The sequence below is a fragment of the Wolbachia endosymbiont of Dipetalonema caudispina genome (assembly GCF_013365495.1).
In the GTDB taxonomy this organism is placed as follows: Bacteria; Pseudomonadota; Alphaproteobacteria; order Rickettsiales; family Anaplasmataceae; genus Wolbachia.
Window position 1 is genome coordinate 789780 of sequence record NZ_CP046580.1, and the last position, 25328, is coordinate 815107.

At 28.4% G+C, this 25328-nt stretch carries 15 protein-coding genes, 1 other RNA gene and 1 pseudogene; 7 read left to right on the plus strand and 10 right to left on the minus strand.

The window, feature by feature from the left end; genetic code table 11:
* Window positions 1–615: 615 nt before the first annotated feature.
* Window positions 616–961: RNase P RNA component class A (gene rnpB / locus GOY14_RS03050), an RNA gene on the plus strand.
* Between the two features lie 42 nt (window positions 962–1003).
* Here rnpB and GOY14_RS03055 read toward each other — a convergent pair.
* Window positions 1004–1756: a response regulator transcription factor gene (locus GOY14_RS03055; RefSeq protein ID WP_175809801.1), complete on the minus strand. Its 753-nt coding sequence runs from the start codon at window positions 1754–1756 to the stop codon at window positions 1004–1006.
* Between the two features lie 312 nt (window positions 1757–2068).
* Here GOY14_RS03055 and GOY14_RS03060 point away from each other — a divergent pair, with 312 nt between their 5' ends.
* From GOY14_RS03060 to GOY14_RS03075, 4 genes are read left to right on the plus strand one after another with little or no spacing between them, the layout of a single operon-like run.
* Window positions 2069–3055, plus strand: a complete 987-nt coding sequence (locus tag GOY14_RS03060; RefSeq protein WP_175809802.1) for an NAD(P)H-dependent glycerol-3-phosphate dehydrogenase — start codon at window positions 2069–2071, stop codon at window positions 3053–3055.
* Window positions 3056–3076: 21 nt separating this feature from the next.
* Entirely contained in the window at window positions 3077–3565 is a 489-nt protein-coding gene (locus tag GOY14_RS03065; RefSeq protein WP_175809803.1) for a phosphatidylglycerophosphatase A family protein, read from the plus strand.
* On the plus strand, window positions 3555–4334 hold the full coding sequence (locus GOY14_RS03070) for a GNAT family N-acetyltransferase (protein ID WP_175809804.1): 780 nt from the start codon (window positions 3555–3557) through the stop codon (window positions 4332–4334). Before GOY14_RS03065 ends, GOY14_RS03070 begins: the two co-directional genes overlap by 11 nt.
* A 54-nt stretch (window positions 4335–4388) precedes the next feature.
* Window positions 4389–5522 (plus strand): hypothetical protein, encoded by a 1134-nt coding sequence (locus GOY14_RS03075; protein WP_175809805.1) that lies wholly within the window; start codon window positions 4389–4391, stop codon window positions 5520–5522.
* A gap of 3 nt (window positions 5523–5525) precedes the next feature.
* Here GOY14_RS03075 and GOY14_RS03080 read toward each other — a convergent pair whose 3' ends face one another.
* From GOY14_RS03080 to yihA, 6 genes are all read right to left on the minus strand, one after another.
* Window positions 5526–6320, minus strand: a complete 795-nt coding sequence (locus GOY14_RS03080; protein ID WP_175809806.1) for a succinate dehydrogenase iron-sulfur subunit — start codon at window positions 6318–6320, stop codon at window positions 5526–5528.
* A gap of 96 nt (window positions 6321–6416) precedes the next feature.
* Entirely contained in the window at window positions 6417–6863 is a 447-nt protein-coding gene (ybeY, locus tag GOY14_RS03085; protein WP_175809807.1) for an rRNA maturation RNase YbeY, read from the minus strand.
* 3621 nt (window positions 6864–10484) lie between these two features.
* The gene (locus tag GOY14_RS03090) at window positions 10485–11114 is read right to left on the minus strand and encodes a hypothetical protein (protein ID WP_175809808.1); all 630 of its coding nucleotides are present in this window, start codon (window positions 11112–11114) and stop codon (window positions 10485–10487) included.
* Between the two features lie 104 nt (window positions 11115–11218).
* A complete protein-coding gene (gene dut, locus GOY14_RS03095; RefSeq protein ID WP_175809809.1) occupies window positions 11219–11674 on the minus strand; it encodes a dUTP diphosphatase in 456 nt (151 codons plus the stop codon).
* A 75-nt stretch (window positions 11675–11749) separates the two neighbouring features.
* Window positions 11750–12658 carry an acetylglutamate kinase gene (argB, locus tag GOY14_RS03100; protein WP_175809895.1) on the minus strand — a complete coding sequence of 303 codons (909 nt, stop codon included), beginning with the start codon at window positions 12656–12658 and terminating at the stop codon, window positions 11750–11752.
* Between the two features lie 4 nt (window positions 12659–12662).
* The gene (yihA, locus tag GOY14_RS03105) at window positions 12663–13256 is read right to left on the minus strand and encodes a ribosome biogenesis GTP-binding protein YihA/YsxC (protein WP_175809810.1); all 594 of its coding nucleotides are present in this window, start codon (window positions 13254–13256) and stop codon (window positions 12663–12665) included.
* Between the two features lie 136 nt (window positions 13257–13392).
* On the opposite strand from yihA, the gene prfA reads away from it, so the two are divergent.
* Window positions 13393–14472: a peptide chain release factor 1 gene (gene prfA, locus GOY14_RS03110; RefSeq protein ID WP_175809811.1), complete on the plus strand. Its 1080-nt coding sequence runs from the start codon at window positions 13393–13395 to the stop codon at window positions 14470–14472.
* Window positions 14473–14923: 451 nt separating this feature from the next.
* Window positions 14924–16201 (plus strand): annotated as a pseudogene (alaS, locus tag GOY14_RS03115) (alanine--tRNA ligase); the annotation flags it as partial.
* 1018 nt (window positions 16202–17219) lie between these two features.
* Here the strand turns inward: alaS and GOY14_RS03120 are convergent.
* From GOY14_RS03120 to miaB, 3 genes are all read right to left on the minus strand, one after another.
* Window positions 17220–19967 carry a hypothetical protein gene (locus GOY14_RS03120; protein WP_175809812.1) on the minus strand — a complete coding sequence of 916 codons (2748 nt, stop codon included), beginning with the start codon at window positions 19965–19967 and terminating at the stop codon, window positions 17220–17222.
* Window positions 19968–20024: 57 nt separating this feature from the next.
* On the minus strand, window positions 20025–23291 hold the full coding sequence (ileS, locus tag GOY14_RS03125; protein ID WP_175809896.1) for an isoleucine--tRNA ligase: 3267 nt from the start codon (window positions 23289–23291) through the stop codon (window positions 20025–20027).
* 417 nt (window positions 23292–23708) lie between these two features.
* Window positions 23709–25043: a tRNA (N6-isopentenyl adenosine(37)-C2)-methylthiotransferase MiaB gene (miaB, locus tag GOY14_RS03130; protein ID WP_175809813.1), complete on the minus strand. Its 1335-nt coding sequence runs from the start codon at window positions 25041–25043 to the stop codon at window positions 23709–23711.
* Window positions 25044–25328 lie beyond the last annotated feature (285 nt).

Below are 25328 nucleotides of genomic sequence, written 5' to 3' on the forward strand. Positions count from 1 at the left end.
GCACTATAATAAGTAAACTTCAACAAAATTAATACTAACAAATGCTAGGTATACATAAAAGCTGCAATAACTGCTATCATAACAACCACAAGTTTAAGTTTTAATTAATTTAAAAAAACTCAGAAAAAAACTATACAAAAAGTACTTACCTAATAATAAAAAATAAACACCCCTTATATTATCTAGATTTTACTTCTTTTAAAGTACTTTTTTTTTCACTAAATTAACTTACTACAACTAATACCCAACTAAAGTAAAGATTATAATCTCTGCTCAGAATAATAAATGTTTTTAAGTAATAAGATCTCTAATGTATAAAAAATATTACAAGGATTATAATTATGTTGTTATCTTTATGTTAGAGCTACCTAATTTTAGATTAAATAAATAAAAAATGAAAAACTTTATAATCATACAAAAAGCTACAAAATATCAAATAGGTACTACTAAGATAGTATAAGGTAATTACAGGTAGTTTATATTAAAGAAACACGGAAATAATAGCACTTATTTAATAGTAATTTAAAATTTCCAATAATAGTCCATTACTTAACATAAAATCATTGCAACAAAAAAATCATTTTACTCTTATAATTTATATGTTAAAAATTAGTTAAGGTGAAATAAGTAGCTGCTGTTGTATAATAATACAGCAGAGGAAAGTCCGGGCTCCAAGGAAAGATAGTGACGGGTAATACCCGCCGGAGGTAACTTTAGTTCAGGGCTACAGAAAATTACCGCCTAAAAAAACATTTTAGGTAAGGGTGAAAAGGTATGGTAAAAGCATACCAAACCAATGGCAACATTGGTGCTGAGTAACCAGCACTAGGAGCAAGATTAAATAGAGTAGATTTTATGTTTTCCTCATATCTACTCGGGTAAATCGCACGCAATAAATGGTAACATTTACTCTAGATAAATAGCTACATAAACAGAACCCGGCTTACATTTCACCTAAACAAAAACCTATATAAAAAAGTATTTAATAATAATTACCCTTCACTTATTTACTTTGGTAACCACCATCACTTTCTCCTACATTAATATTAGAATATTCTTCATCATCAAGATATTCTTTTAAAACATACCCTCTACCCCAAACAGTTTCTATATGACTTTTTCCATCATTCGCACTTTCAAGTTTTTTACGTAATTTGCACATAAAGACGTCAACGATTTTATTATCTGAAGGCTCATCTAAACCATTATAAAGATGGTTTAAAAACATTTCTTTTGTTAGTACAGTTCCTTTACGTAACGCCAGCAATTCTATCATAGAATATTCTTTGTTAGTTAGATGAACTGTTTTACCTTTTACTTCAACAACCCTATAATCAAAATTAATATTTATGTTACCAATCTTTATTACTGATTCAGGATGTCCTTTAGTACGGCGTACTATTGCCTTTATCCTAGCTAGCAGCTCACTCTTATGAAATGGTTTGGTTAAATAATCATCAGCACCATACCCTAGTCCTTTAGCTTTTTGATTAACAGCAGATATACATGAAAGTATCAAAACAGGAACTTTAATTTTTGCACTCCTTAACCTTAACAAAATATCATATCCATCAATATCACCTGGCAAATGTATATCTAAAATAACCAAATCATAATGATCTCCATTTGAAGAAACCATATTATTGTTATAGTCTTGCGCAGAAGTCACAACATCACAAAAATGTCCATCAGAAGCTAAGGCATTAACCACAGTCTTTGCACTTATTTGATCATCTTCGATTAATAATATACGCATATTTTATACCCCGTAAGTAATTTATAATTTTAGCAATATATATGACTAAGAAAAGTACAAATCAACTTTTATTAAAAAATAGTCAAAATTACTATAATAAAAACTATTATTTCAAAATAATTAAACATAAATCTAAAATAGAAAAACATATTATCTTATATAAAAACATTATTTTCAGCAAATATGAATAAATATACATCTTTCTTAAAAAGAACTCATAATTATAAATATGAAATCTTTTGCATATTTATGCAATATTTTTAATTTACTTACCATACTATCCTAAGTAAAATATAATTTTTAGAAATATTGGTGACGATATCAATCTTAGGTGCTGGAGCATGGGGAACAGCAATTGCAATTTCACTTAGTAGTGATAAACAAAATATAATTCTATGGACTCGAAGTAAAACTACATTTGAATTAATTAATAAAACAAGAGAAAGCGATAAATTACCAGGTTACCAGATTCCTAATACTGTGTCAGTAAAGTCATCTATTAAAGAAACAATTAATTCTTCAATAATTATCCTAGCCACTCCCGTACAATCCTTAAGACAGGTATGTCAACAATTACATAATTGCAATTTAAGAAAAGATGTGACAATAATTTTAGCCTGTAAAGGAATAGAAGAATACACATTAAAATTACCAAGTGAAATAGTAAATGAAGTTTTACTTAATAATCCAGTTGCTATTTTCTCAGGTCCCAGTTTTGCTGTAGAAGTCGCAAAAAAATTACCCTATTCAATGGTTCTTGCATGTCAAGATAATACGCTAGGCTCAAAACTAATATCAAAACTACAGCAAGAAAATATTAAATTATATTTTAGTAATGATGTTATAGGAGTGCAAATTTGTGCAGCGTTAAAAAACGTTTTTGCCATAGCATGTGGAATTATTTTAGGTAAAAAACTTGGATACAATACTCATGCAGCACTAATAACAAAAAGTATGAATGAAATAAAAACTTTTTATCTAGCAAAAATCAACAACAATATAGATATAGACACATTATTCGGACCAGCATGTTTGGGTGATTTAATAATGACATGTACATCTCTAAACTCAAGAAATTTATTCTTTGGCTCTAAAATAGGCAGTAGTAATAATAATTTGAATATCCAACAGATTTTACTAGAAAATAATAAACTAGTAATCGAAGGTTTTAGCACTGTTCAATCTGTATTTTATCTAGCAAAAAAGCTAAAAATAAAAATGCCTATATGTGAAGCAGTTTATAGATTACTATATAAAAATTCTTCTATAGAAGACACCATTTCTGCTCTTGTAAGCTAATCTTTCCTTTAATGCATATATATGAAAATTTTTTATAAATTAATATCAACATGGGGGTTGTCTGGCACAATAATAAAAAAGATACCAGGTACTATGGGCAGCCTAGCTGCCTATCCAATCGTTCCTATAGTATTAAACAACAAAATTCTAGGGGCAGCTACTATTCTTTTTTTATTCTTAATTGGATTATGGTCTATAGATAACTATATAAAACATTACAAAACCCCACATGACCCAAAAGAAGTAGTAATTGACGAAGTAGTTGGACAACTATTGACAATATTCTTAGTATCAATACCGCTAAACCAAAAAATGAATAATATCCTTTTATTAATGTTATGCTTTTTTTCCTTTAGGCTCTTTGATATAATAAAAATGTGGCCTATAAATTTGATTGACAAAAACATCAAATGTCCTCTAGGCATTATGCTAGATGATATTATAGCTGCAATTTTAGCTTATGTTTCTATATGGACTTTTTATTGTTTATTATCTGTATATGCAGAATAAAAAAATCTATTATTCAAGTTTAGTTATTCAAAATCTTAAAGATTATATACTGCATGCAGCAAATCTATCTCAGTGGGAAGCACATAATGAATTTGACAATATTGGATTTTCAATAAATAGAACCAGAGAATCATTATTCAATTTTGTGTCCTGTGAAGATAGATGTACTGAACCTTCTGTACAAAAAACTCTAAATTACCTTAAGAAAAGAAATACAGAAGAAACATGGGTAATAAATTCACATGCAAAAATAAAAGTTCTTCTAGAAAAAAATAAAATACAATATGTTAGTACACCAAAAAAAGTTTTACTTAACATGAAAAGCTATCTCCTATCCGCTGATGTTGTTCCAAATTTAAAGTTAAATACTGTTAATAGTAATAATCTTTTAGAACAGTTAGATTTATGTATCTCTAGAATTTTTTATCACAATATTGGAACTGTCAATACATTTTTTCGTGGACTACCAAATCACAATGATAAAAATCTGGGATTAAGGTTTTTTCTCGTGACATTAAACAATGAAGTTGTTGGAACATGCAGCTTTTATATTAAAGATAACATAGCAGGATTCTACAATGATGGAGTTTTACCTATTCATAAAAATCATAGAATAGGTACTCAAATGATTATAGAAAGAATTAAAATAATTCAGCAACTTAAATGTAAATACGTAGTAGTACACTGTATGAAACCTTCCATTAACTTTTATAAAAGGTTGGGCTTTCAAATACTAGTCAATCTTTACTTATATACATCTTCAACATAACTTATACATACTCTTAGGATAGTTACAAATTTTTACGTCTGTTTTAAAAATACTATGTTTTTTTTGTATGAAGCAATTTTATTATTAACTTTAATAATATTCTTTCTCTCTTATTTCAAGTTAAAAATAGATAATAAAATTAAAAGCTTACAACATCAAAATATCATAATAAACAATTTAATTGATACTGTGGACGATGGGTTCTATATTTGGGATGCAAAAAAGCGTATAGAAAAATTTTCTCCCAATTTACTAATTTTACTCAATACCATTTTTTATTCATTTAATGAGTTTGTAAATTTCTTCGAGCAATCGGAAAGCCTAATTAAAAATTTTACTGAAGCAAAAAAAATAAATAAATCCTTTACTCTGGATTTAAAATCAAAAGACGGCGAGGTCTACTGTATATGTTATGGCAGAAGCATAATAGATGACTCTAACACCGTAATAGGTGTACTATTGTGGATAAGAAACATCTCAGACTATAAAATACAAGCCACCGAACTTGAATCAGAAAACAATAAACTTAAACAAAGAATAAAGAGTTATAAAAACATTTTTAACTCTCTACCGTTTCCCATACTTAAATATAATGAAAATAAAAAAGCAAAATTCTATAATTTATTTTATGATAAATATATAAATTCTCAAAGATTAGCTGTTGCTAGCAGTATTCAAGGAACAAAATTAGGAAAACATGTAATAACTTACAAAAATGAACGTAAAGTTTTTGATTTTATTAAAATCCCAATACAAAATTCCAGTAGTATAATAGTGTATGGAAAAGATATCAGTGACACAGAAGAGTTACACGTTAAATTAGATAACTACTTAGCTGCACATAAAAATTTACTTGAAGAATTACCAATAGCCATCACAATATACGGAAAAAATCAAAAACTAAAGTTTTTTAATAACGCCTTTATAAAAATTTTTCAAATTGATATAAAAATCTTAACATCTTATCCTACTTATTATGAAGTTATACTTTACCTATTTGAATCTAAAAAGCTTTTAAAACAAGAAGATTTTCAAAGCCTCAGTAGTCAAAGGCATGAGTTATTTAAAAAACTACTTGGACCATATAATAGTACAATTCATCTCACAAATGGAAAAGCGTTTAGAATATTGATAATGCCTTATGCTTCAGAAGATTTACTTTTCTCATACGAAGAATTTAAAAAATAATATTCAAACTACTCCTCCCTTTTCTAGCACAAGCTGTTTTATTTTTACTATTGCTCTTGCTGGATTAAGTCCTTTAGGACAGGCTTTTGTACAATTCATTATTGTATGACAGCAGTATAATTTAAACTGGTCAGTTGTTAAAGCATCAAGCCTTTTATCTGTCTTACTATCACGACTATCAACGATCCACCTGTAAGCTTGTAGCAATATTGCTGGCCCCAAAAATTTATTGCTATTCCACCAATAATTTGGACAACTAGTTGAACAGCAAGCACACAATATACAATCAAAAAGACCATCAAGTTTTTTTCTATCTTCAAGAGATTGAAGATATTCTTTATTTGGTAAATTAGCTTTATTTGGCTGTAACCAAGGATAAATTGACTTATATTGCTCATAAAATTCGCTAAGATCTGAAACTAAATCTTTTATTACATACATGTGAGGTAATGGATATACTTTTACATCACCTTTTATATCAAGTATAGGCTTAATGCATGCAAGAGTATTAACTCCACCAATGTTCATAGCACAAGATCCACACACTCCTTCTCTACAAGAACGCCTAAAAGTTAAAGTTGAATCTATTTCATCCTTTATCTTTATCAATGCATCAAGTACCATAGAGCCACAATTATCCACATCAATAAAAAATGTATCTACTCTAGGATTTTCCTTATCATCAGCTGACCAACGGTAAATTAAAAATTTCTTAACATTTTTTGCCTGAGCAGGAGCAAGATAAATTCTTCCTTTTTCGTTAATTTTAGAATTCTTTGGCAAAAAAAACTGAACCATATATCTACCTTTATTGTTAATAGTTAAAAAATAGTCCTTATTTTACAAATAACACAGTTTACTATTATCTACTACATTTTTATTAATTTTTTTAAACTAAACATAATCACAACCCAAAAAAACTAAAATCCTATTTTCCAAATTCTTCATTATAATTTCCTCATCTTTTTTTTGATGATCATAACCAAGTAAATGTAATAATCCATGCACCAACATATGTGTAACATGAACTATCATGGATATGTTGTACTCATCTGATTCCTTTTGTATTGAATCCATTGAAATAGCTACATCACCCAAATCACACTTATTAGACAATTGTTCACATTGAAATGATAACACGTTAGTTGGCTTATCGATTTTTCTAAATCTTAAATTAAGCTGATGCAGAAAATCATCATTAGCAAGAACAACTGATATACTTGGCTCATAATGATATATTCCTAATCTTTGTAGAGAAACTTTCATAACATTAAGTACAAATATCTCTGGATCTTTTATAATACTATACCATCTCTCATCAAAAATATTTACTTCTACCATTACTTATCCTTATCTTCATTAAGAATAAAAAAATTAATAAACACAACTGTTTAAATAATGCCGTACTTTTAAAAGAAAATTTCTTTATACTACTTGGTGCTGAATTTTTTAAAATTATCTAAAATAAGCTTTCCTTTACTATACAATAAAATTTTCATATAATCTTAACCTTAATCATTTATACACACCATTTTACTTAGCATTACTCTATTTTTACAAATATTCACTCATAATTTAAGAACCATAATTTCATTATTTTTTTCTTTCCTAATCGGCCAATATCATAAATATTATGTATAATTCCATTATATCTCTTCATTTACTTACTCAAATGGCCATGGTATCAAAGTTTAACTATATAGGTATCCACTTTTTCTTTTAATCATTATCCCTAATTAATCAAAAAAAAGTTTACCTATCATCAAAGATAGCATCATCATCACTACCAACAGAAAGAAAAAAACTTAACTTTTTCTTCCATTTATCTGATTAAAGATAGTATTAAAATTAACACCATATTTCATTTTCATCTACTTTTGACACACTCTATTCGCTGCAGCACCAACTATTTTATAAAATAGCCTATCTTTTTTCACTAACTTACAATGTTAATAATATTCCTTAATATACCTTACTTAAACACATGATCAAATAATAGATTAGAAAGTAATATATACAACTTCTACAGTACACTTGAACCTAGCTTTTCTCTGTAGAAAAAGAGAGCCAAAAAAGAACAACAAATTTTATTATCCCATCTTCTTTTTCACTCTCATTTACTATTATTCCTAATATTCTTAAAGTCAAAACTAATTAATACCCCATCATGGATTCACTATCCAAGCCAACATTTCTCTAATACCAATTAGACAATACTATCTGCAAATTTAAATATATCAAGCAAATATAATTTTCATCAACAATTTTAAATAATTTTTAGTTTAAACAACAATAAACGCAGTATATTCCACATATTTTGCACTTCTTTCAAGTCAAAGTCCTGTATACCAATATACGTGTCATCTTTAAAGCTGAAATAGCTGAGTTACAACTCCAACAGTCAAACTTTTTTAAAAAAAACTTTATCTTTACTAACAACCTTTATTTCTTTAATACTGCTTTTACAATTTATATACCATTACCACCTCTACTCATTTATGTTATAATAAGAGCATATAAATATCTTTAATATATATACCCAAATTTCCTTCAATTAATTCTTTTACCAGCCTTTTTATACCAACACCTAAAAAAAAAGTAGCCACCAAACCTTTAATTAAACTCTACAGCTGAATTTTTTTATCACATAACCACTTTTACTCTAAGTACTTTTTTATTAGTTTGCAATAAAATTACCTCTTATAAATTAGTTAAATTTAATGATATCCTTTTTTTAAAGATCTCACCAGTAGTACAACACATATCTACAACAGCAATCTTTAATATACTACAGAAAGCTTTCTAAATTGAGATTAATAAACATTTAGATTTCTTAAATTTTATCAATTCACGTGAATAAGTTACTGTTTTTAACAAAATGAAAATGCCTTTATTACATAAACAATAAATAACTTACTTATTTATCAACATAACAGCATCATAAATCATATTTAATGATTTAATTTATTAACATGTTCCTATCATGTATAAAACAAAAAAAATACCTTTAAAAAAAACAAAACTTACTCCTTTCTATAAATCATATTGTATCTACTCTTTCATTAATCTAAATTTTATAAAATATTATTAAGACCAATAATTATTAAACCACTTCACCTTTTTACTTAGTTACTTCAAATTATCCAATAACCTTTTTTATAATCAAGTTCAAGTATAGTTTTTTTTTACTTCTTAACAATTTAATTACTTAATACAATTCAATATTACACACACTATAAGTAATAGATATCCATTACCGAGCAGCTGCAAACAATAAATAAACTATTACATAATTGCAGTATATATATTATAATCATTTTACTTTTAAGTATTATTTATATATAAACTAACGCCACCGACTTATCAAAATAATATAAATACAAAACTTATACTTTTAAAAAGTAACTGTAGGAATTATCATAATTATATCAACAACTTGAAGGTATTTTCATTAATTATTTTTAGTACACTTACAAATTTATCAATACCACCAAACTTCTTAGTAATCTTTGACTTATTTATATCTTCCAAAATAACATTTAAAATACCACTTTTCTTATATTTAAAACTTGCTAACACTATCAACTCCACTTTAAATAGAAAACTAAAATTTATCTTAAGAGAAACATTCATTTAAAAAATTTCATTCATCAAACAATATTCATTTAGTAATATTTTATTTTCATAACTTAACACTCTTCAAAAAAGACTCCCTTTTTCACTTTTCTCCCAAGACTAGCATAGCTGTATTCCACTATTTTTACAATATACTCATCCTATTAATTAAAAACATAGTCCCTTTTGCTATTTGAGAAGTGCCTTCTACTACATATGGATAAAACTCTCTTATAAAAAAGCTTATCAAAACAACTTCATCATACCATTTTTAAGAAAAATTAATAGTTAACTATATATTATTCAGTTAAATTTTTCTTATTATTATTTTTTTTATTATTATTACTTCTTTTTCTTTTGAACAATAAAAGAAAATGTCAAAAGCTCTAGTATCAAATAGTATATCTATATTATTAAACAATTATCCAAACGTTTTGTTTTTATGAACTTGCACATCAAAGATTTTTTTGTGTGACCTATATTATATTTCTTAAATAACTGCATCTGTATAAATTTATATAATAACCAGTTAAAAATCTAAATAATAGTAGAACATTAACCTCTAGATAGTAACTACCATACCTTTAATAATTCAACTCAAAAAATTAAGACAAATCTCAAAAAAAATTACACTACACTATAACCATAATGATTTTTCAAATTTTTTACTCCTCCTTATTACTATCAACATGAAACATGAGTAAAAATAAAGATAAATTCTTTAAATACTTATTATAATCTATCTATTAGAATACAATAATATCCTCATAATCAACTTAAAAATCTTTTATTAGTAAATCTAAAAAACAAACTACTTACAAGTATCAATTTTCTCTGGTACTAGAGAAGAATTATAACAACAAAAGCTATATACCAGCATAACCTTATTACTGTCATTTTAACTATTACCCGCAATAACTAACCTTTTTAACACATTATTTTAATATCAAAACCAATTTTTTCTTTCTACCTTACTTAAAATTTTCTAGCTTATAATTAACTAATCCTCTTGAAAAAATTTTACAAATACAATACCATCAAATTTTTTATAACCAATATACTTTATATTTTTTGCTAACAACTTTTCTAACTTTATTCATAGATAAACAACCTACTATTCTTTAATTTTGTTTTTGTAATTTTATTCCTCTCCCAAACTTACGAACTAAAATAACCTTTACCTAAATACCAAGACTAAATTCTTCAATTACTATAACACACATCACACATGAATAGCCAATACCCATTATATAATAGATAATATTTAAAGCCTGAAAAAACCTTCAAAAAAGTAAAAAAGGTAAAGTTAATCTACCACTTCCTCTTTTTACTAATTATTACTGCTTCTCACCTTGTTTGTTCTCGATCTATATGTCCAATAATAACTGAGTTTAAATAAGTGTTAAACTCTTTAGCACCAACTTTATCTAATCCTAATACTTTTAATATCTCAGTTTGAATTATATACTTACCATCATCACTTTTCATGTTTAATGCACTTATATTCAAAAGCAAAGTATTACCTATTTCCTTACTCTTCTCACTTGTAATAATAACATAGCACTCTTTACCATCTGAGTTAATAAAATCTATACGATACTCATCTTCTATAATCTTTCCATCTTTATCCTTATTTTTGTTATTTTTCCTTATATACTCAAACTCCTTTCTTGTTATTTGCAATTTCACATTACCATTATCAACAATAAACTTCATAGCTTCCAACTCAGATATTTTATTATTTTTACTAATGGCATATGTTGCTAAACTTACCAATACAACAGCAATGGTTATCAATACACCTATTCCAAGTGATGTAGCCGCAAAAGCTGCAAGTGGAGCTAAGACTGAAGTTGAAGACACTAAATGTGGTGCTGACAATACTACTGCCGAACCCACAATATACAAAGAAGCAAGTACTACAAGAGCTGTATTCGTTTTACGGAGTTGACCACGATGGTTTTTAAAAATTAACATCATTACCTCTTTAATAAATCATTAATATACTAAAACTATACACAAAAATCACCTCGGTCAAGAAATTTTTAACTAAAACTACTCATATATTGACGTTCACATAATTACCTACCACTTGAACCAAAACCACCTTTATTTCGATCAGTTTTTTCCATATAAAACTCTTCTGTATTACTCCAAATTACCCAAGATACAGGAGCAACAAGAATTTGTGCAATTCTATCCCTCCTTCTTATTTCATATGGTCGGTTACCCAAATTAATTAAACAAACTCCAACCTCACCTCTATAATCAGAATCTATAGTACCAGGAGAATTTAAGACAGTAATTCCATACTTTACAGCAAGACCAGAGCGTGGACGAATTTGCCCCTCAAAACCATTTGGTATCGCAATTACAATTCCAGTTGGAATAAGTAACCTTTCAAATGGATTTAAAATTACAAAATCATCTAATGCCGCATAAAGATCCATACCAGCACTATGTGCAGTTATATAATCTGGAAAAGGTAAATCCCCCCCGTGTAATAATTTTTTTATCTCTACTTTTATTTTTTGCACTCTACTTACAAAAATTAATTTAACTTAAACATATAAATTGCATCTACAAAATAATACACTACAATCAATACTAAACTACAAATCACTCATAACCGATATACTTGAATTATTCTCAGTAAATAAATCAATCATAACATTAGGTATTCTGCCATCAACTATATGAGCAGTTCCAGCACATTCTTCTACCATTTTAGTGCACGCTATAAGTTTTTCAATAAGTCTTTCTCCCCTAATTTTACCACAACTAATCGATGTACTTAAATTTTTAATAGATATCCTTCTACTACCAATTTTATCTATCTCTTCTGTATCACTAAAAGTTATCATTTTAGATGCAGAAACTGCAATTGCTATTGCACTTGCAGCACTATCAGCATCAATATAATATGTTTCTCCACTTTTTCCATGACCAACAGGTGCAATAACAGGTATAAAATCCGATTCCTCAATAAAAAATAATATATCAGGATTAACCTCGATTGGCATACCGATAAATCCCATGTCTAATATTCTTTCAATATTATCAGATCCATTTTCCTTAAGAGTAGCACTTAATTTTTCAGCTTTTATTAAGTTACCATCTTTTCCACACAATCCAATGGCTGAACCACCAGCAGAATTTATGTGCTGAACAATTTTTTTATTAACTGAACCACATAACGCCATTTCTATAATTTTCATAGTATCTTTATCTGTAAGCCTGATATTATTCACAAATTTACTACCTATACCCAAAGTTTTTAATACAGAATCAATTTCACGCTCTCCATCATGAACTATAACTGGATTTATGCCAAGCTGTTTTAGCAAAACAATATTATGTACAAAAGTGTTAAATAGCGCTTCATCTGAAACAGCTATACCACCACACTTAATAACAAAAGTTTCCCCTACAAAGTTTGGTATATTAGATAATACCTCAAGCAATATTTCAGCTTTTTGTTTGAATGATATCTCACCATTTAAAAATTCATTATTCTTCATCTTTTTACTTTGCAAATTTGAAAAATTCATCTCTTACCTTCGCTATTTTGTATTTAATACGAGTACTTATTTGATGAATTGATATATCCTCTTTATTAATCCATTTTTGAGTGCTTTCTAAAATTGCATCGAGATTTTTCTGATTTACTTTATCTACTTTTGTTAGCACAATATCAAAGTTAATATTGCTATATATTAACCAATAAATAAAACCTTTGTCTATTTCTTTTAGTCCTACTTTACTGTCTACTAATACAAATACTTTCCTTAAACTTCTTCTTCTAACCAAATAATATTTGCTCAAGCTTAAATACTGTATCCTTTCTTTCTTACTAGCATAAGAATAACCATATCCTGGTAAATCAACAAGTCTAAACTTATCATTATACATAGCATAAAAATTTATTTGTCTAGTGCACCCAGGGCTAGAAGAAACTCTGGCAACCTTTTTACTGTTAATCAACAAGTTAATCAAGCTCGACTTTCCTACATTTGATCTACCGGCAAAAGCAATCTCCGGAACAGATTCACTGGGCAATGACTTTATGTTGGAAACCCCAAACATAAAGTGACTGTTTAATGTCATCTTTACTTTCATTACTATAAAAATATCTAAGGTAGTATGTACATTATAAGGTAGTATATATATTATAATGTTATTACTTGATGTAAAATTTTTTTTATTTTAAGTATATGCTATTTACCAAATAGTTGAAATATTAAACTTAAGACGTATGAACATAGAAAATAATTTACAATATTTAAAAAAAAAATTTAACGATACAGAAAAAAAATTAGCAAACCCTATCAACTTAAATCAAAAAGAATTTATTAATCTTTCAAAAGAATATTCTGAACTTAAACCAATTATTAAAATAATTGATGAATATAATATACTAAAAAAAGAAATTTCAGACTTAGAAGAAATACTTAAAGATGAAAATAATGAATATGAAATAAAAGAGTTAGCAAAAGAAGAATTTTTTGAAAAACAAAAAGTATTGTTACCAAAAATAAAAAATAAGTTAAAATTAGCATTATTACCTAAAGATGAAGACGATTCAAGAAATGCAATACTAGAAATTAGAGCAGGCACAGGAGGAGAAGAAGCAGCATTATTCGCAGCAATGTTATTCCGCATGTACCAAAAATATGCAGAAAGAAGAAACTGGAAATTTGAACCAATAAATGTTTCTAGTACAGAAATAGGTGGCTATAAAGAAGCTTCTGTACTTGTTAATGGAACAGAAGTTTTTGCAAGATTAAAATTTGAATCAGGAGTACATAGAGTACAGCGAGTACCAGAAACTGAATCTTCAGGAAGATTACACACTTCAGCAGCTACTGTTGCAGTATTACCTGAAGTCGAAGAAGTTGATTTTAAAATAGAAGAGAAAGATTTACGAATAGATGTTTATAAATCTAGCGGTCCCGGGGGGCAATCAGTTAATACAACTGATAGCGCAGTAAGAATCACTCACTTACCTACAGGAATAGTTGTAGTACAGCAAGATGAAAAATCACAGCACAAAAACAAGGCCAAAGCGCTTAAAGTATTAAGAGCAAGACTATATGAAATTGAAAGACAAAAAAAAGAAATAGAAAGATCAACAATGAGAAAGAATCAAATCGGTTCTGGGGATCGTTCTGAGCGCATAAGAACCTATAACTTTCCACAATCAAGAATAACAGATCATAGAATTAATCTAACTTCACATAGACTAGAACAGATTGTAAAGGAAGGTGAGTTAGACGAATTTATTGAAGCATTAATTTCATATAATGAAGCAGAAAGGTTAGTAGGAGAAAATTAATTATCTCTATATTGCTATTCCATCCTATCATTAGATATTTTACTGATTGACCATCATTATAAATCTTTCATAGCTGCAAAATCATTATCACATTCAAATATTTTTATATTACCTTTTTTTAACTAAAATAAAAATTCACTCAAGGTTAAAATAAGTAAACCAAAAAAATTATTATATATAAACACTAGTAACATTTCCTGTTTTACTAAGTATATTTAAACATTACTACTTAACTTACTTACTTTAATTTAAAAAAATTACATAAATACTAAAAATAAAAAAAAATAATAAATCTTCATTATTGCAATAAAAATAAATTAATTAACTTTTTTTTATTAAAAATTTTATGTAAAAATCATTTTTGTTGTATTAAATGATAGTAATATTTTAATTAACAAATTGATTTTACAATCATTACAACTTATCATTGACAAATAATTCAGTATAAACAATGAAGCTAAATGAAATTAGAGAAAGATTTATAAAATTTTTTGTAAATAACGATCATAAGCATATTTCTTCTTCCTCATTAATCCCAGAAAATGACCAAACACTCATGTTTACAAATTCTGGTATGGTACAGTTTAAAAATTGCTTCATCGATTCACAAAAAATTGAAACAAAACGTGCTGTTTCGAATCAAAAATGCTTAAGGGCTGGTGGCAAACACAATGACTTAGAAAATGTTGGCTATACAACTAGACATCACACATTCTTTGAAATGCTTGGAAATTTTAGCTTTGGTGATTATTTTAAAGAAACGGCAATAGAACTTGCGTGGAAATTTATTACTAAAGAATTATCTCTTGATAAGAATAGATTATCCGTAACCATCTATCATACTGATGATGAATCATACAAGATTTGGCGTAAGGTAAGCGGTCTTTTAGATGATAAAATCATAAGAATCGCAACGGATGATAACTTTTGGAGCATGGGTAATACTGGCCCATGTGGTCCATGTTCTGAAATCTTTTATGATCATGCAAACCCTAACCTAGAAAACGACGACAAAATTGTTGAAATTTGGAATCTGGTATTCATAGAATTTAACAAAAATGAAAAAGGTAATTTACAAAAATTACAAAAAAAATGCATCGATACTGGAATGGGTCTCGAAAGAATAGCTGCCGTGATGCAAAACGTTTACGATAATTATGACACTGATTTATTTTTTGCTATAATAAATAAGTCACAAGAATACTGTGGAAATATAGAAAATAAAGTAGCTCACAAAATTATCGCAGATCATCTTCGTGCATCTGCATTTCTGATCGCAGAGGGAATACTGCCTGGAAATGAAGGTAGAAATTACGTGTTACGCAGACTAATTAGAAGAGCTGCACGTTATATCCACCAACTCGGATATAATAACTCACTACTTCATCACATTTTTCCAGTATTAATAGATAACTCAAGCTCAGCTTACATGGGAGACATTTATCCTGAGCTAATCAGAGCTAAAAGCTTAATAGAAATGACGTTAAAATCAGAAGAAGAGAATTTTAAAGACACTTTGATAAAAGGCATCAATCTTTTAAAAAAAACTACTTTAAATTTTAAACCAGGTGATACTTTTCCAGGAGAATTAGCATTTAAGCTATATGACACTTATGGATTTCCTTTAGATATTACACTCGATATTCTAAAAGAGAAAAAAATAAATTTTGATCAAAAAGGTTTTGATCATGCAATGGCAAAACAGAAAGAAAGAGGACGTGCTAAATGGGCAAAGATTTAGTAAAAAGTATGTTAAGCAATATACGGCTCAATTTAATTGATAGATTTGCACAATAAGATTTTATTAATATAAACCTAATAGCAAAGAAATAAAATACTATCATAATCTCTCCTAAAACAAAGTTGTAGTTCTACAAAAAGAGGAAAAATTAATCATATTTGACAAAACATCTCTTTGATAATAAGTAAAAGTGCTAGTAAGAGTATTAGAAAATATAAGAAAGAACTTTTTTTAATCTTGTATCAAGACACAAATCAAAAAAAAATTAATAGTGTTTCCTCCATTCACTATATAAATTATACCCACTCAATGCCTAATTAATAGAAAACACAATAAACATTAAAGAGCTATATAAAGTTGCTTAACACAAAATATGATAAAATTAAGTTGTAAATATTAAGATTCTAAAGAATCTATGCAAAAATACATACATAAAATACACTAGATAATTAGTTCATTAAAAAAAATAGTATGAATATTCTTACTGTATTCAAAATAAGAGAATTGAAGCTATAACCAACCAAAAAATAATAATTACATCATAATAATGAAATTAATTTTTTAAAAAAAGTCGTAAAATTTGTAAAAGCTCAAGAAATAAGATACAAACCGATTAAATGTTTACCAAGAGCATAAAGAGTCAAGCGCTAAAACAAAACACCTTACAAGCTAAATTATTACTCATATTCTTACAAATAGAATAAAAGAACTCACCCTATGCAATAAAAGCTAAAAACAATAATAGTTTTTATAACAACAAAAAAATAAATACTTATACACCTCAATCATCCCAATAAATAACGCTAAAAATAAAATAGAACCGCTAATTTTCTACTACTAAACAACACACTACTAATAAAATAAGTTTTGCAAAAATAAGCAAGAGTTAGCTAATAAAATCAGTATAAAAGGAAAGTATTTTAATACTACCACCTATCGCTAAAAAAAATCTGTGCTCTGAAAAAACTTCAGCTACCCAAATAAGTTGTAATAGAATAAGCCATTATTACAACCTACAAGTAGAGACCGTTGTTGTCTCCCCTGCATTACAAAGATCACTCAATTTAGTTTTGACCATTTCTTCTGTTCCTTGGCAAATACTTTTATTTTTACTAGTCAGTGTAAATTCAATATCCTTAAAAAACCTACTCCACATACCACACAAATGCTCTTTTATCTTAGGCCATATATCTCTTCTAAAAGTCTCCCCATTATCAGAAAATACATTACCTACTAAGACTCCTACTTCTTCATAACTTGCTTCAAAATATTGAAGCAATATTCCTACTTCCTTATAAATATCATGTGCAGAATCCAAAGCTTTTCCTTCTATACTATTTTTATCTCCAATAGCTGATAATCCAAGCTTATTATAATTTAAAGCAATTTGTGCAGGCTTTACTATCTTTCTATATACCCATCCCCAACCTTGATCTAATAAATTACCTTCACTATCTTTTGATATACTTCTCGGTACATTATTTACTATATTTTCCATCAAAATACCTATCAAAGGAGACAATAGAGCCTGACAAAAATGTTTAATATTATCCTTTGTTTTTATTGTAGGATACTTTATACACTTTTCTGCTAAACAGCATTCAAGTTCTGCCCTCTCTAATAACTTCTCAATCTCTCCTTCATTAAAAATTTCTTGCTTACATAACTTCAATAAATCATCTTCTATTACTGCGAATCTTATTTTTTCGCGAGATATTAATTCCTCTCTATAATTATTTTCGGTCTTTTCATTTATTAATAACCCTTCTTTCTCTAATCCTAATCTTTCTAATGTTTCCAGAATTTCTTGATTATTTTTTAAACATAATTCTATTAACTCTACACTTAAAGACCCCTCTTCCTTAGTATTTTTTTCACTATCCAAGTTCTTATTCTGTTCTTCTATTACTTTCTTTAATTTTATAGGTTGAGTTAAATATTTTCCTATTTCTTCTCGATAAGAAACAATCCTATTCACCAAACGTTCTTCATTTTCTCCGTCGAATAACATGAACACACCAGTATTATCTTCTATATCCCTTATACTCTTCCCTTGCTCTCGAAACAAACTCTTAGTTTTATATTTCATTATTTCTGAATACATTTTATCTAATAGGAGGTTTACTTCATGATAAGAACACACATTTATATCTAAATTATAAAACTCACTAAGTAAACTTTGCTTCATATCAATTGTCAAATCTGATTTATTTAACATCACTTCAGCCTTGCTCACTTTCGATTTTATTAACTCTCGGTAAACACATTGATTAGTAGGTTCAAACTTAAAAATATCTTCAAGTTTTCTCCTCAAATTATTACCAACTGAATCACTATTTTTGTTTAAGGCTTTATGTATCTCTGGATACATTATCTCCAATTTTTCTTTTATATCCTGATATTTGCGTTTTCCTCTATTTTTTAATTCTTCAATCAAACTTCTAGCCTTAGAAACAGCCTTTTTCATCTCCTGAGGATATATTTCGTTGTAAACACCAATCACCCCACCAGCCATACGTTGTCTCCATTTTGCTCTAAATAAAGGAAGTACACCACTTCTTAAGTTATTTGATATTCTCAAATCCTTCATTATCATTTCCTTTTCAGTCGGCAACTCTTTACCTTGACTCTTTAATTCCTGTTCTACCAATACTTCCTTAAGTCTTTCTTCTATATCCATCCCTCCTCTTCTCTCTCTTTCTTTCTGTGCAATTTTAACTACCTGTATAAAAGCAACTCTATAAGCATCCTGTATTAAATGACTTGTTAACTTAAAATCTACCCCATCCACTACTTTAAACCTGAACTCATTCAATAATTTTTTCAACTTATCATACGTAATACCCTTCCCCCCAAGTTTTACCAATCTCTCAATAAACTTTGCAAATTCTTGAATCAATTTTGTAATTACACTCTTAATCTCGCTATATAAATACACAAGACCATTTTTTAAATGAACATTAGCTGACAACTTAAGTATAGTACTGTGTTTCACATTTTGTGCAACAAATAGCTTACCATTTTTATTTTGACACAAATCTCTAAGTAACTGCCCAAATTGTGGTGGAAACTTAATCTTCATATCCCACGCAACATCTTGGTTAAGAGTTCCTGTTTCAGGACTTACCTCGCAAAAAGATACTTTAATACTTCGGTATTCATTATGATATAATCCCATACTGATTCTAAGAGCAGCAATTAAAAAATGAGATAACTCTCTGTTTAAAAGATAAAAAATAGCTAAAGTAAGTGTTGCAGGAATAACCAAGACCATCAACATAGCAATATTAATAAAAATTACTATCACAGTAAGAACATTATATACTATTTTTTTTAAAATACTTCTACTCACTTTATTTCCTTTTATTTTATTTTCATTAAAACCAGCCTGTGTTTTATCATCTACTTTGAATCTATTAAATATAACTAATCCCAATGCAACAAAAGCAAGATAAGGAAGCATCAAAACTGATAAGGCCAAACTTAATACCCGTCTTTCTGGACAAGCTCTATTTATTTCTTTAAATATTTCACTCGATACATTATACCAAGAAGTAAAAAAATCAGAGCTATAACCTTTATAGTGAAATAAACTCAATGGAATATCAAAAGCAATAACTTGATCCTTACTCCTTAAGTTTTCCCGTTTTTCCAAAAAAGAAATAGATTTTTGTTTTTCTGAATTAATAACAGGCCCTTTTCTATCCAAACTATTACCATCATCTAAGTCATCAACCTTAATAGCTATACTCATACATAACCTTGTCTGAAAGAGCTTAACTATAGCATAAATAACAAAATTTTCAACTACTTAACAAATTAAGCTAATACCAATTATTAAATTTCGATATTTTTTAAAATAAAAATTAACTCCGATTTCTATACTAATTTCCAAAGATGAAGCAAGAGTTTGCTCTTTGATATACTCACTCCATATATTTACTGCTTTTTTAATTTCTTCATTCTCTGTTTTCATTATCACTCTAATCCTATCAGATATATGAAAATTAGCCTGTCTTCTAGTTTCCTGAACAAGCCTTACAATATCCCTCGCAACTCCTTCTAAAACTAATGCATTATTTAGCTCAGTATTTAAAACAACAACTCCCTTACCATCATCAAATACAGCGGAATATTCACTATCTATCTTTAGCAATAGCTCATATTCACCCCTTTCTATAACATAGCTTTCTGACTCATCCCCTAAAAATATTTGCTCATCTTCAATTTGCCTCCATTTTTTCTCTTTAACATACTGAATCAGCTTCTTTATTTTACTTGGAATTTTCTTTCCAAGCAGTGAAAAATTTAATTTTAACTCTAATGATGCAACATCCTCAAGTCTATTTACCAATTTCAAGCTTTTGATATTCACTTCATCCTTTATCATCTCCTGATAGCCATCTTCAAGAAAACCACAAAAAAATTTATGATAAATGATCATACTGCTAAGTGGCTGCCTAATACGTATATTAAAAGTATTTCTAATAGAAAAAGCAGCATTACATAACTCTCTCACTAAATCCATTTTAGCGATAAGTTTATTATCGTAACTCTCTAACCGTGGAAAACTAGCCAAATGAACAGATATTTCTTCATACTTAAGCCCTTGCCATATAGTCTCCGTTATAAGCGGCAATAAAGGAGCTGCAGCTTTTAATATATAATAAAAGATCGTATACAGAACATTATAAGCATCAAGTTTATCCTGATCTAAAGTACTTTTCCAAAAACGTTTACGACTGCGACGAATATACCAATTATTTAATACTTCAAAAAAATCCATCAGAACTTTACAAGCTCCTTGAGAATTATAATTGTTCATAAAAGTTTGTATACTTTCTACAGTCTTGAAACATTTAGAGATTATGTAACAATCAATAATACTTTGATAATCTTTGCAAATCTCAGCCTTAATTTCATCTACATTTGCATACATAGTAAAAAAATGATAACTACTCCAAATAGGTTTTACCACGTTCCTTAAAATATCTCGTATTACATTCCCTTTTTTATCAAACAATAAATTACCACCACAAACAGTAGAGCTAGACAACATAAGAAAACGTAGTGCGTCAGAACCATACTTATCAAAAACCTCCATAGGATCCATATAATTATTTAAACGCTTAGATAACTTACGCCCTTTAATATCAAGAATTACACCGTGACATATACAGTTCCTAAATGGTTCACTATCAAATAAAGCAGTAGATAACACAAAAAGTGTATAAAACCACCCTCTTGTTTGTGCTATATATTCGGTAATAAAATCCGCAGGAAAATTACATTCAAACCACCTCTTATTTTCAAATGGATAGTGTACTTGTGCAAACGGCACCGAACCAGACTCAAACCAGCAGTCAAACACATCAGATACACGGCGCATAACTGATTTCTCTGTTGGATCATCAGGATTTGGTCTTGTCAAAGAATCAATAAATGGTCTATGCAAATCATCTACTTTCACATTAAAATCCCGCTCTAGTTCCTCTATTGAACCATATACATCCACTCTTGGATACCTTGCATCATCAGATTTCCATATAGGAATTGGTGTACCCCAAAATCGATTGCGCGAAATTGACCAATCATGTGCCCCTTCAAGCCACTTCCCAAATCGACCATCTCTTATATGATTTGGTATCCAATTAATTCTTTTATTTAACTCCACCATCCTTTTTTTTAATTTTGTCACAGCAACATACCAGGAAGACATAGTGCGATAGATCAAAGGAGTATCAGTTCTCCAACAGTGGGGATAGCTATGAGTATATTCCTCAGTTCTAAACCAGTTCCCTTGTTCTTTCAACTTCCTTATTACTACATCACTAGCATCAAAAACATGAACTCCAGCTAAATCTGAAACTTCAATAGTAAATTTACCACTACTATCAATTGGACAAATGGCTGGAATATTATTATCTTGACAAAGATAAAAATCTTCTTCACCAAATCCAGGAGCAACATGCACAACACCAGTACCATCTTCTGCTACAACATAATTAGCAACAAAAACACGAAATGCATTTTTCGTATTCTTAAAGTAATTAAATAATGGTTTATAAGAAAGACCTACAAGATCACTTGCTTTAAGTTTTATATTACAGTTTTCATATACAAAATTATTTTTTTCACAATGATCAATAAACTTTTCTAGATAGCTTTTAGCAAAAATATACACCCCATTATCCTCTATTGTTATTCCAGAATTTTCTGTTATCTGAGCATTTTGAAACTGAGATTTAGGAACAGATTTCAGTGCAGGTTGAAATAACATCAATGAACGAATTAACACTGCACAATACTCAATATCTTTTCCTATTGCTAAAGCTAAATTACTTGGCAAAGTCCAGGGAGTTGTAGTCCAAGCAAGTAACTTACATTTTTTACATTTCTGTTTAAACTGCTGTGGGTTCTCTAAAAGCTCAAATGCAACAGTTACAGCCTTGCTAGTTCTCTTTCTATATGCATTATCAAGCCTTGTTTCAAAATTAGACAATGGAGTTTCACATGCCCAGCTATATGGAACAACTCGTATTGATTCATACACTAAACCTCTATCATAAAGCTGCTTAAACGCCCACATAACTGACTCCATAAACGATCTATCCATAGTCTTATAGCCATTATGAAAATCTACCCATCTAGCTTGCCTATTGACATATTTTTCCCACTTCAACATAAATTTCATTACAGAAGCCCGACAGTAATTATTAAATTTTTCAATACCAAACTCCTCTATCTCAGTCCTACCAGATATTCCAAGCTCTTTTTCTGCACTCATTTCAGCCGGTAATCCATGACAATCCCAACCAAATTTACGTTCAACCCTCTTTTGTAACATAGTTTGATACCTTGCAAAGGTATCTTTTATAAAACCAGTAAGCAGATGCCCATAATGAGGAAGTCCATTTGCAAATGGAGGTCCATCATAAAAGACAAAACAATTATCTTTAGAACGTTCTTCAACTGATCGTTCAAAAATTCTGTTTTCTTGCTCAAATTTTATAATTTTATTTTCTAATAAAGAAAAATCAGGACTACTAATTGTAGCAGGATAATGCTTCATGCTAATTTTACCGATAAAACTTAAGAATATAAAGTTTTATAAAAAATTACAAATTTAAAAAGATATAAACCCTACCTTTATTAAAAAATAATTATATTTACTAAAGCAATAATAACAAAAATGAATCTTATTAAGAATTTAATAACACTGATAAAACAGCAGTATAAATGATCTAATTTAAAACCTATTTTTATAAAAAAATTTCAGAAAATTAAACAACATTATAAATACAAAAATAAAACGATTAATGGCCTAAGAAGTACTTTTATACAAAGTTTTTTACATTAAAACATAATATTTAAAGATTACGATTATACTTTAAATGCTAAGAATAATAAGGAACAAATAAAGTACTTTCTTTAAATTTTATAGAAATACTTGACTCAATTCAAAAATAACTTCTTAATAAAAAAAGACAAAAAGCTAACTCTTAGAGCATACACCTAATAAACTATTTTGCCAAGCTTCTAGTATTTTCACATTTACTATTTTATCTCTATACTTATCTTCAGGATCATGAACACACACTGACTGCATATATGGACTTTTACCAATAATTTGCTTTTGGTACTTACCCTGCTTATTAGTAAACAGAACAGGTATAACTTTACCAACCATACTTCGATTAAACTCAAGCTGTTGCTTATTAATTAACTTTTGTAAATAAAAAAGACGTTCTGCTTTAATTTCCTCTGGCACTTGATCTTTCTTCTCTGCTCCAGGCGTACCTGGTCTTGGACTATATTTAAAACCATAAGCCTGAACATACTTCACTTTTTCCACTAATTTTATAGTTTCTTCAAAATCTTTCTCTGTTTCTCCAGGAAAACCAACAATAAAATCAGAAGAAAATTCAATTTTTGTTTTTAATGTACGAAACTTATTTATTATTTCTAAATATTCCTCTACAGTATATTTCCTATTCATCGCACGCAATATTTTATTTGAACCTGATTGCACAGGTAAATGAATAAATGGCATAAGCTTTGGCTCTTCCGCATGTGCCAAGTAAAGAGATTCGTGCATATCTCTTGGATGAGAAGTAGTATAGCGAATTCTTTTTAGCTTTTCAAGTTTAGCAATATAACGAATTAACTTTCCTAAATCCCACACCTCCCCTTCACATTTTCCATGATAAGCATTGACATTTTGACCAAGTAAATTAATTTCCTTAGTTCCATTTGCAACTAATTTTAGCGCTTCACGAAATATTTTATTCACTGGCCGTGAATACTCAGCACCACGAGTATAGGGCACTACACAAAACGTACAAAATTTATCACAACCTTCTTGTATAGAAAGAAATGCGGAAGACCCTTGATGATTACCATAACATTCACTTGGCAACTTATCAAACTTTGTAATTTCAGGAAAATCAGTGTTTATTACATATCCTTTACTTCTACCTGCCTTAACTATTAACTCTGGCAAAGTAGCAATATCCTGGGGACCAACAACAGCATATACAAATGGAGCTCTTTTAAAGACTTCTTTCCCTTCTGCTTGCGCTACACATCCAGCTACTACTATAATTACTTCCTTATTATTATTCTTCCGCAATGAGTTAACCATTCCAAGCTCCGAATAAAGCTTTTCTGTTGCTTTCTCTCTGATGTGACAAGTATTTAGTATCACTAAATCAGCCTCTTCTATATTGCTAACAATACTAAACCCTAAAGGCTTAATTATATTTTCCATTAAAATGGAGTCATAAACATTCATCTGACAACCATAAGTTTTGATATACAAACCCTTCATATTATATATTTCTTACAATTAAGATATCACATTAATAGTATATGAAATACAAAACATACATTATAATTTGCATACTTACCAAGTAGTCAACACCATAATCATGAGCTATAGTTATACAATAAAAACTTAACTTCAATATTAATTATTATATAATATCATTTTCAATACCATTTCACAATAAATTATTAAGAAAAATAGTTTCAATACATAATGAAGAATATATTTATTAAATACAATAAATGTCATACATAAATGAAAATGTCATACATAAATGACTTAACATTT

What these genes read in the sequence shown, in the direction of transcription:
- GOY14_RS03055 (WP_175809801.1), bottom strand. Translation starts at nt 1,756, where the DNA reads ATGCGTATATTATTAATCGAAGATGATCAAATAAGTGCAAAGACTGTG.
- GOY14_RS03065 (WP_175809803.1), top strand. Translation starts at nt 3,077, where the DNA reads ATGAAAATTTTTTATAAATTAATATCAACATGGGGGTTGTCTGGCACA.
- GOY14_RS03070 (WP_175809804.1), top strand. Translation starts at nt 3,555, where the DNA reads ATGCAGAATAAAAAAATCTATTATTCAAGTTTAGTTATTCAAAATCTT.
- GOY14_RS03075 (WP_175809805.1), top strand. Translation starts at nt 4,389, where the DNA reads ATGTTTTTTTTGTATGAAGCAATTTTATTATTAACTTTAATAATATTC.
- GOY14_RS03080 (WP_175809806.1), bottom strand. Translation starts at nt 6,320, where the DNA reads ATGGTTCAGTTTTTTTTGCCAAAGAATTCTAAAATTAACGAAAAAGGA.
- ybeY (WP_175809807.1), bottom strand. Translation starts at nt 6,863, where the DNA reads ATGGTAGAAGTAAATATTTTTGATGAGAGATGGTATAGTATTATAAAA.
- GOY14_RS03090 (WP_175809808.1), bottom strand. Translation starts at nt 11,114, where the DNA reads ATGTTAATTTTTAAAAACCATCGTGGTCAACTCCGTAAAACGAATACA.
- argB (WP_175809895.1), bottom strand. Translation starts at nt 12,658, where the DNA reads ATGAAGAATAATGAATTTTTAAATGGTGAGATATCATTCAAACAAAAA.
- yihA (WP_175809810.1), bottom strand. Translation starts at nt 13,256, where the DNA reads ATGAAAGTAAAGATGACATTAAACAGTCACTTTATGTTTGGGGTTTCC.
- prfA (WP_175809811.1), top strand. Translation starts at nt 13,393, where the DNA reads ATGAACATAGAAAATAATTTACAATATTTAAAAAAAAAATTTAACGAT.
- GOY14_RS03120 (WP_175809812.1), bottom strand. Translation starts at nt 19,967, where the DNA reads ATGAGTATAGCTATTAAGGTTGATGACTTAGATGATGGTAATAGTTTG.
- miaB (WP_175809813.1), bottom strand. Translation starts at nt 25,043, where the DNA reads ATGAAGGGTTTGTATATCAAAACTTATGGTTGTCAGATGAATGTTTAT.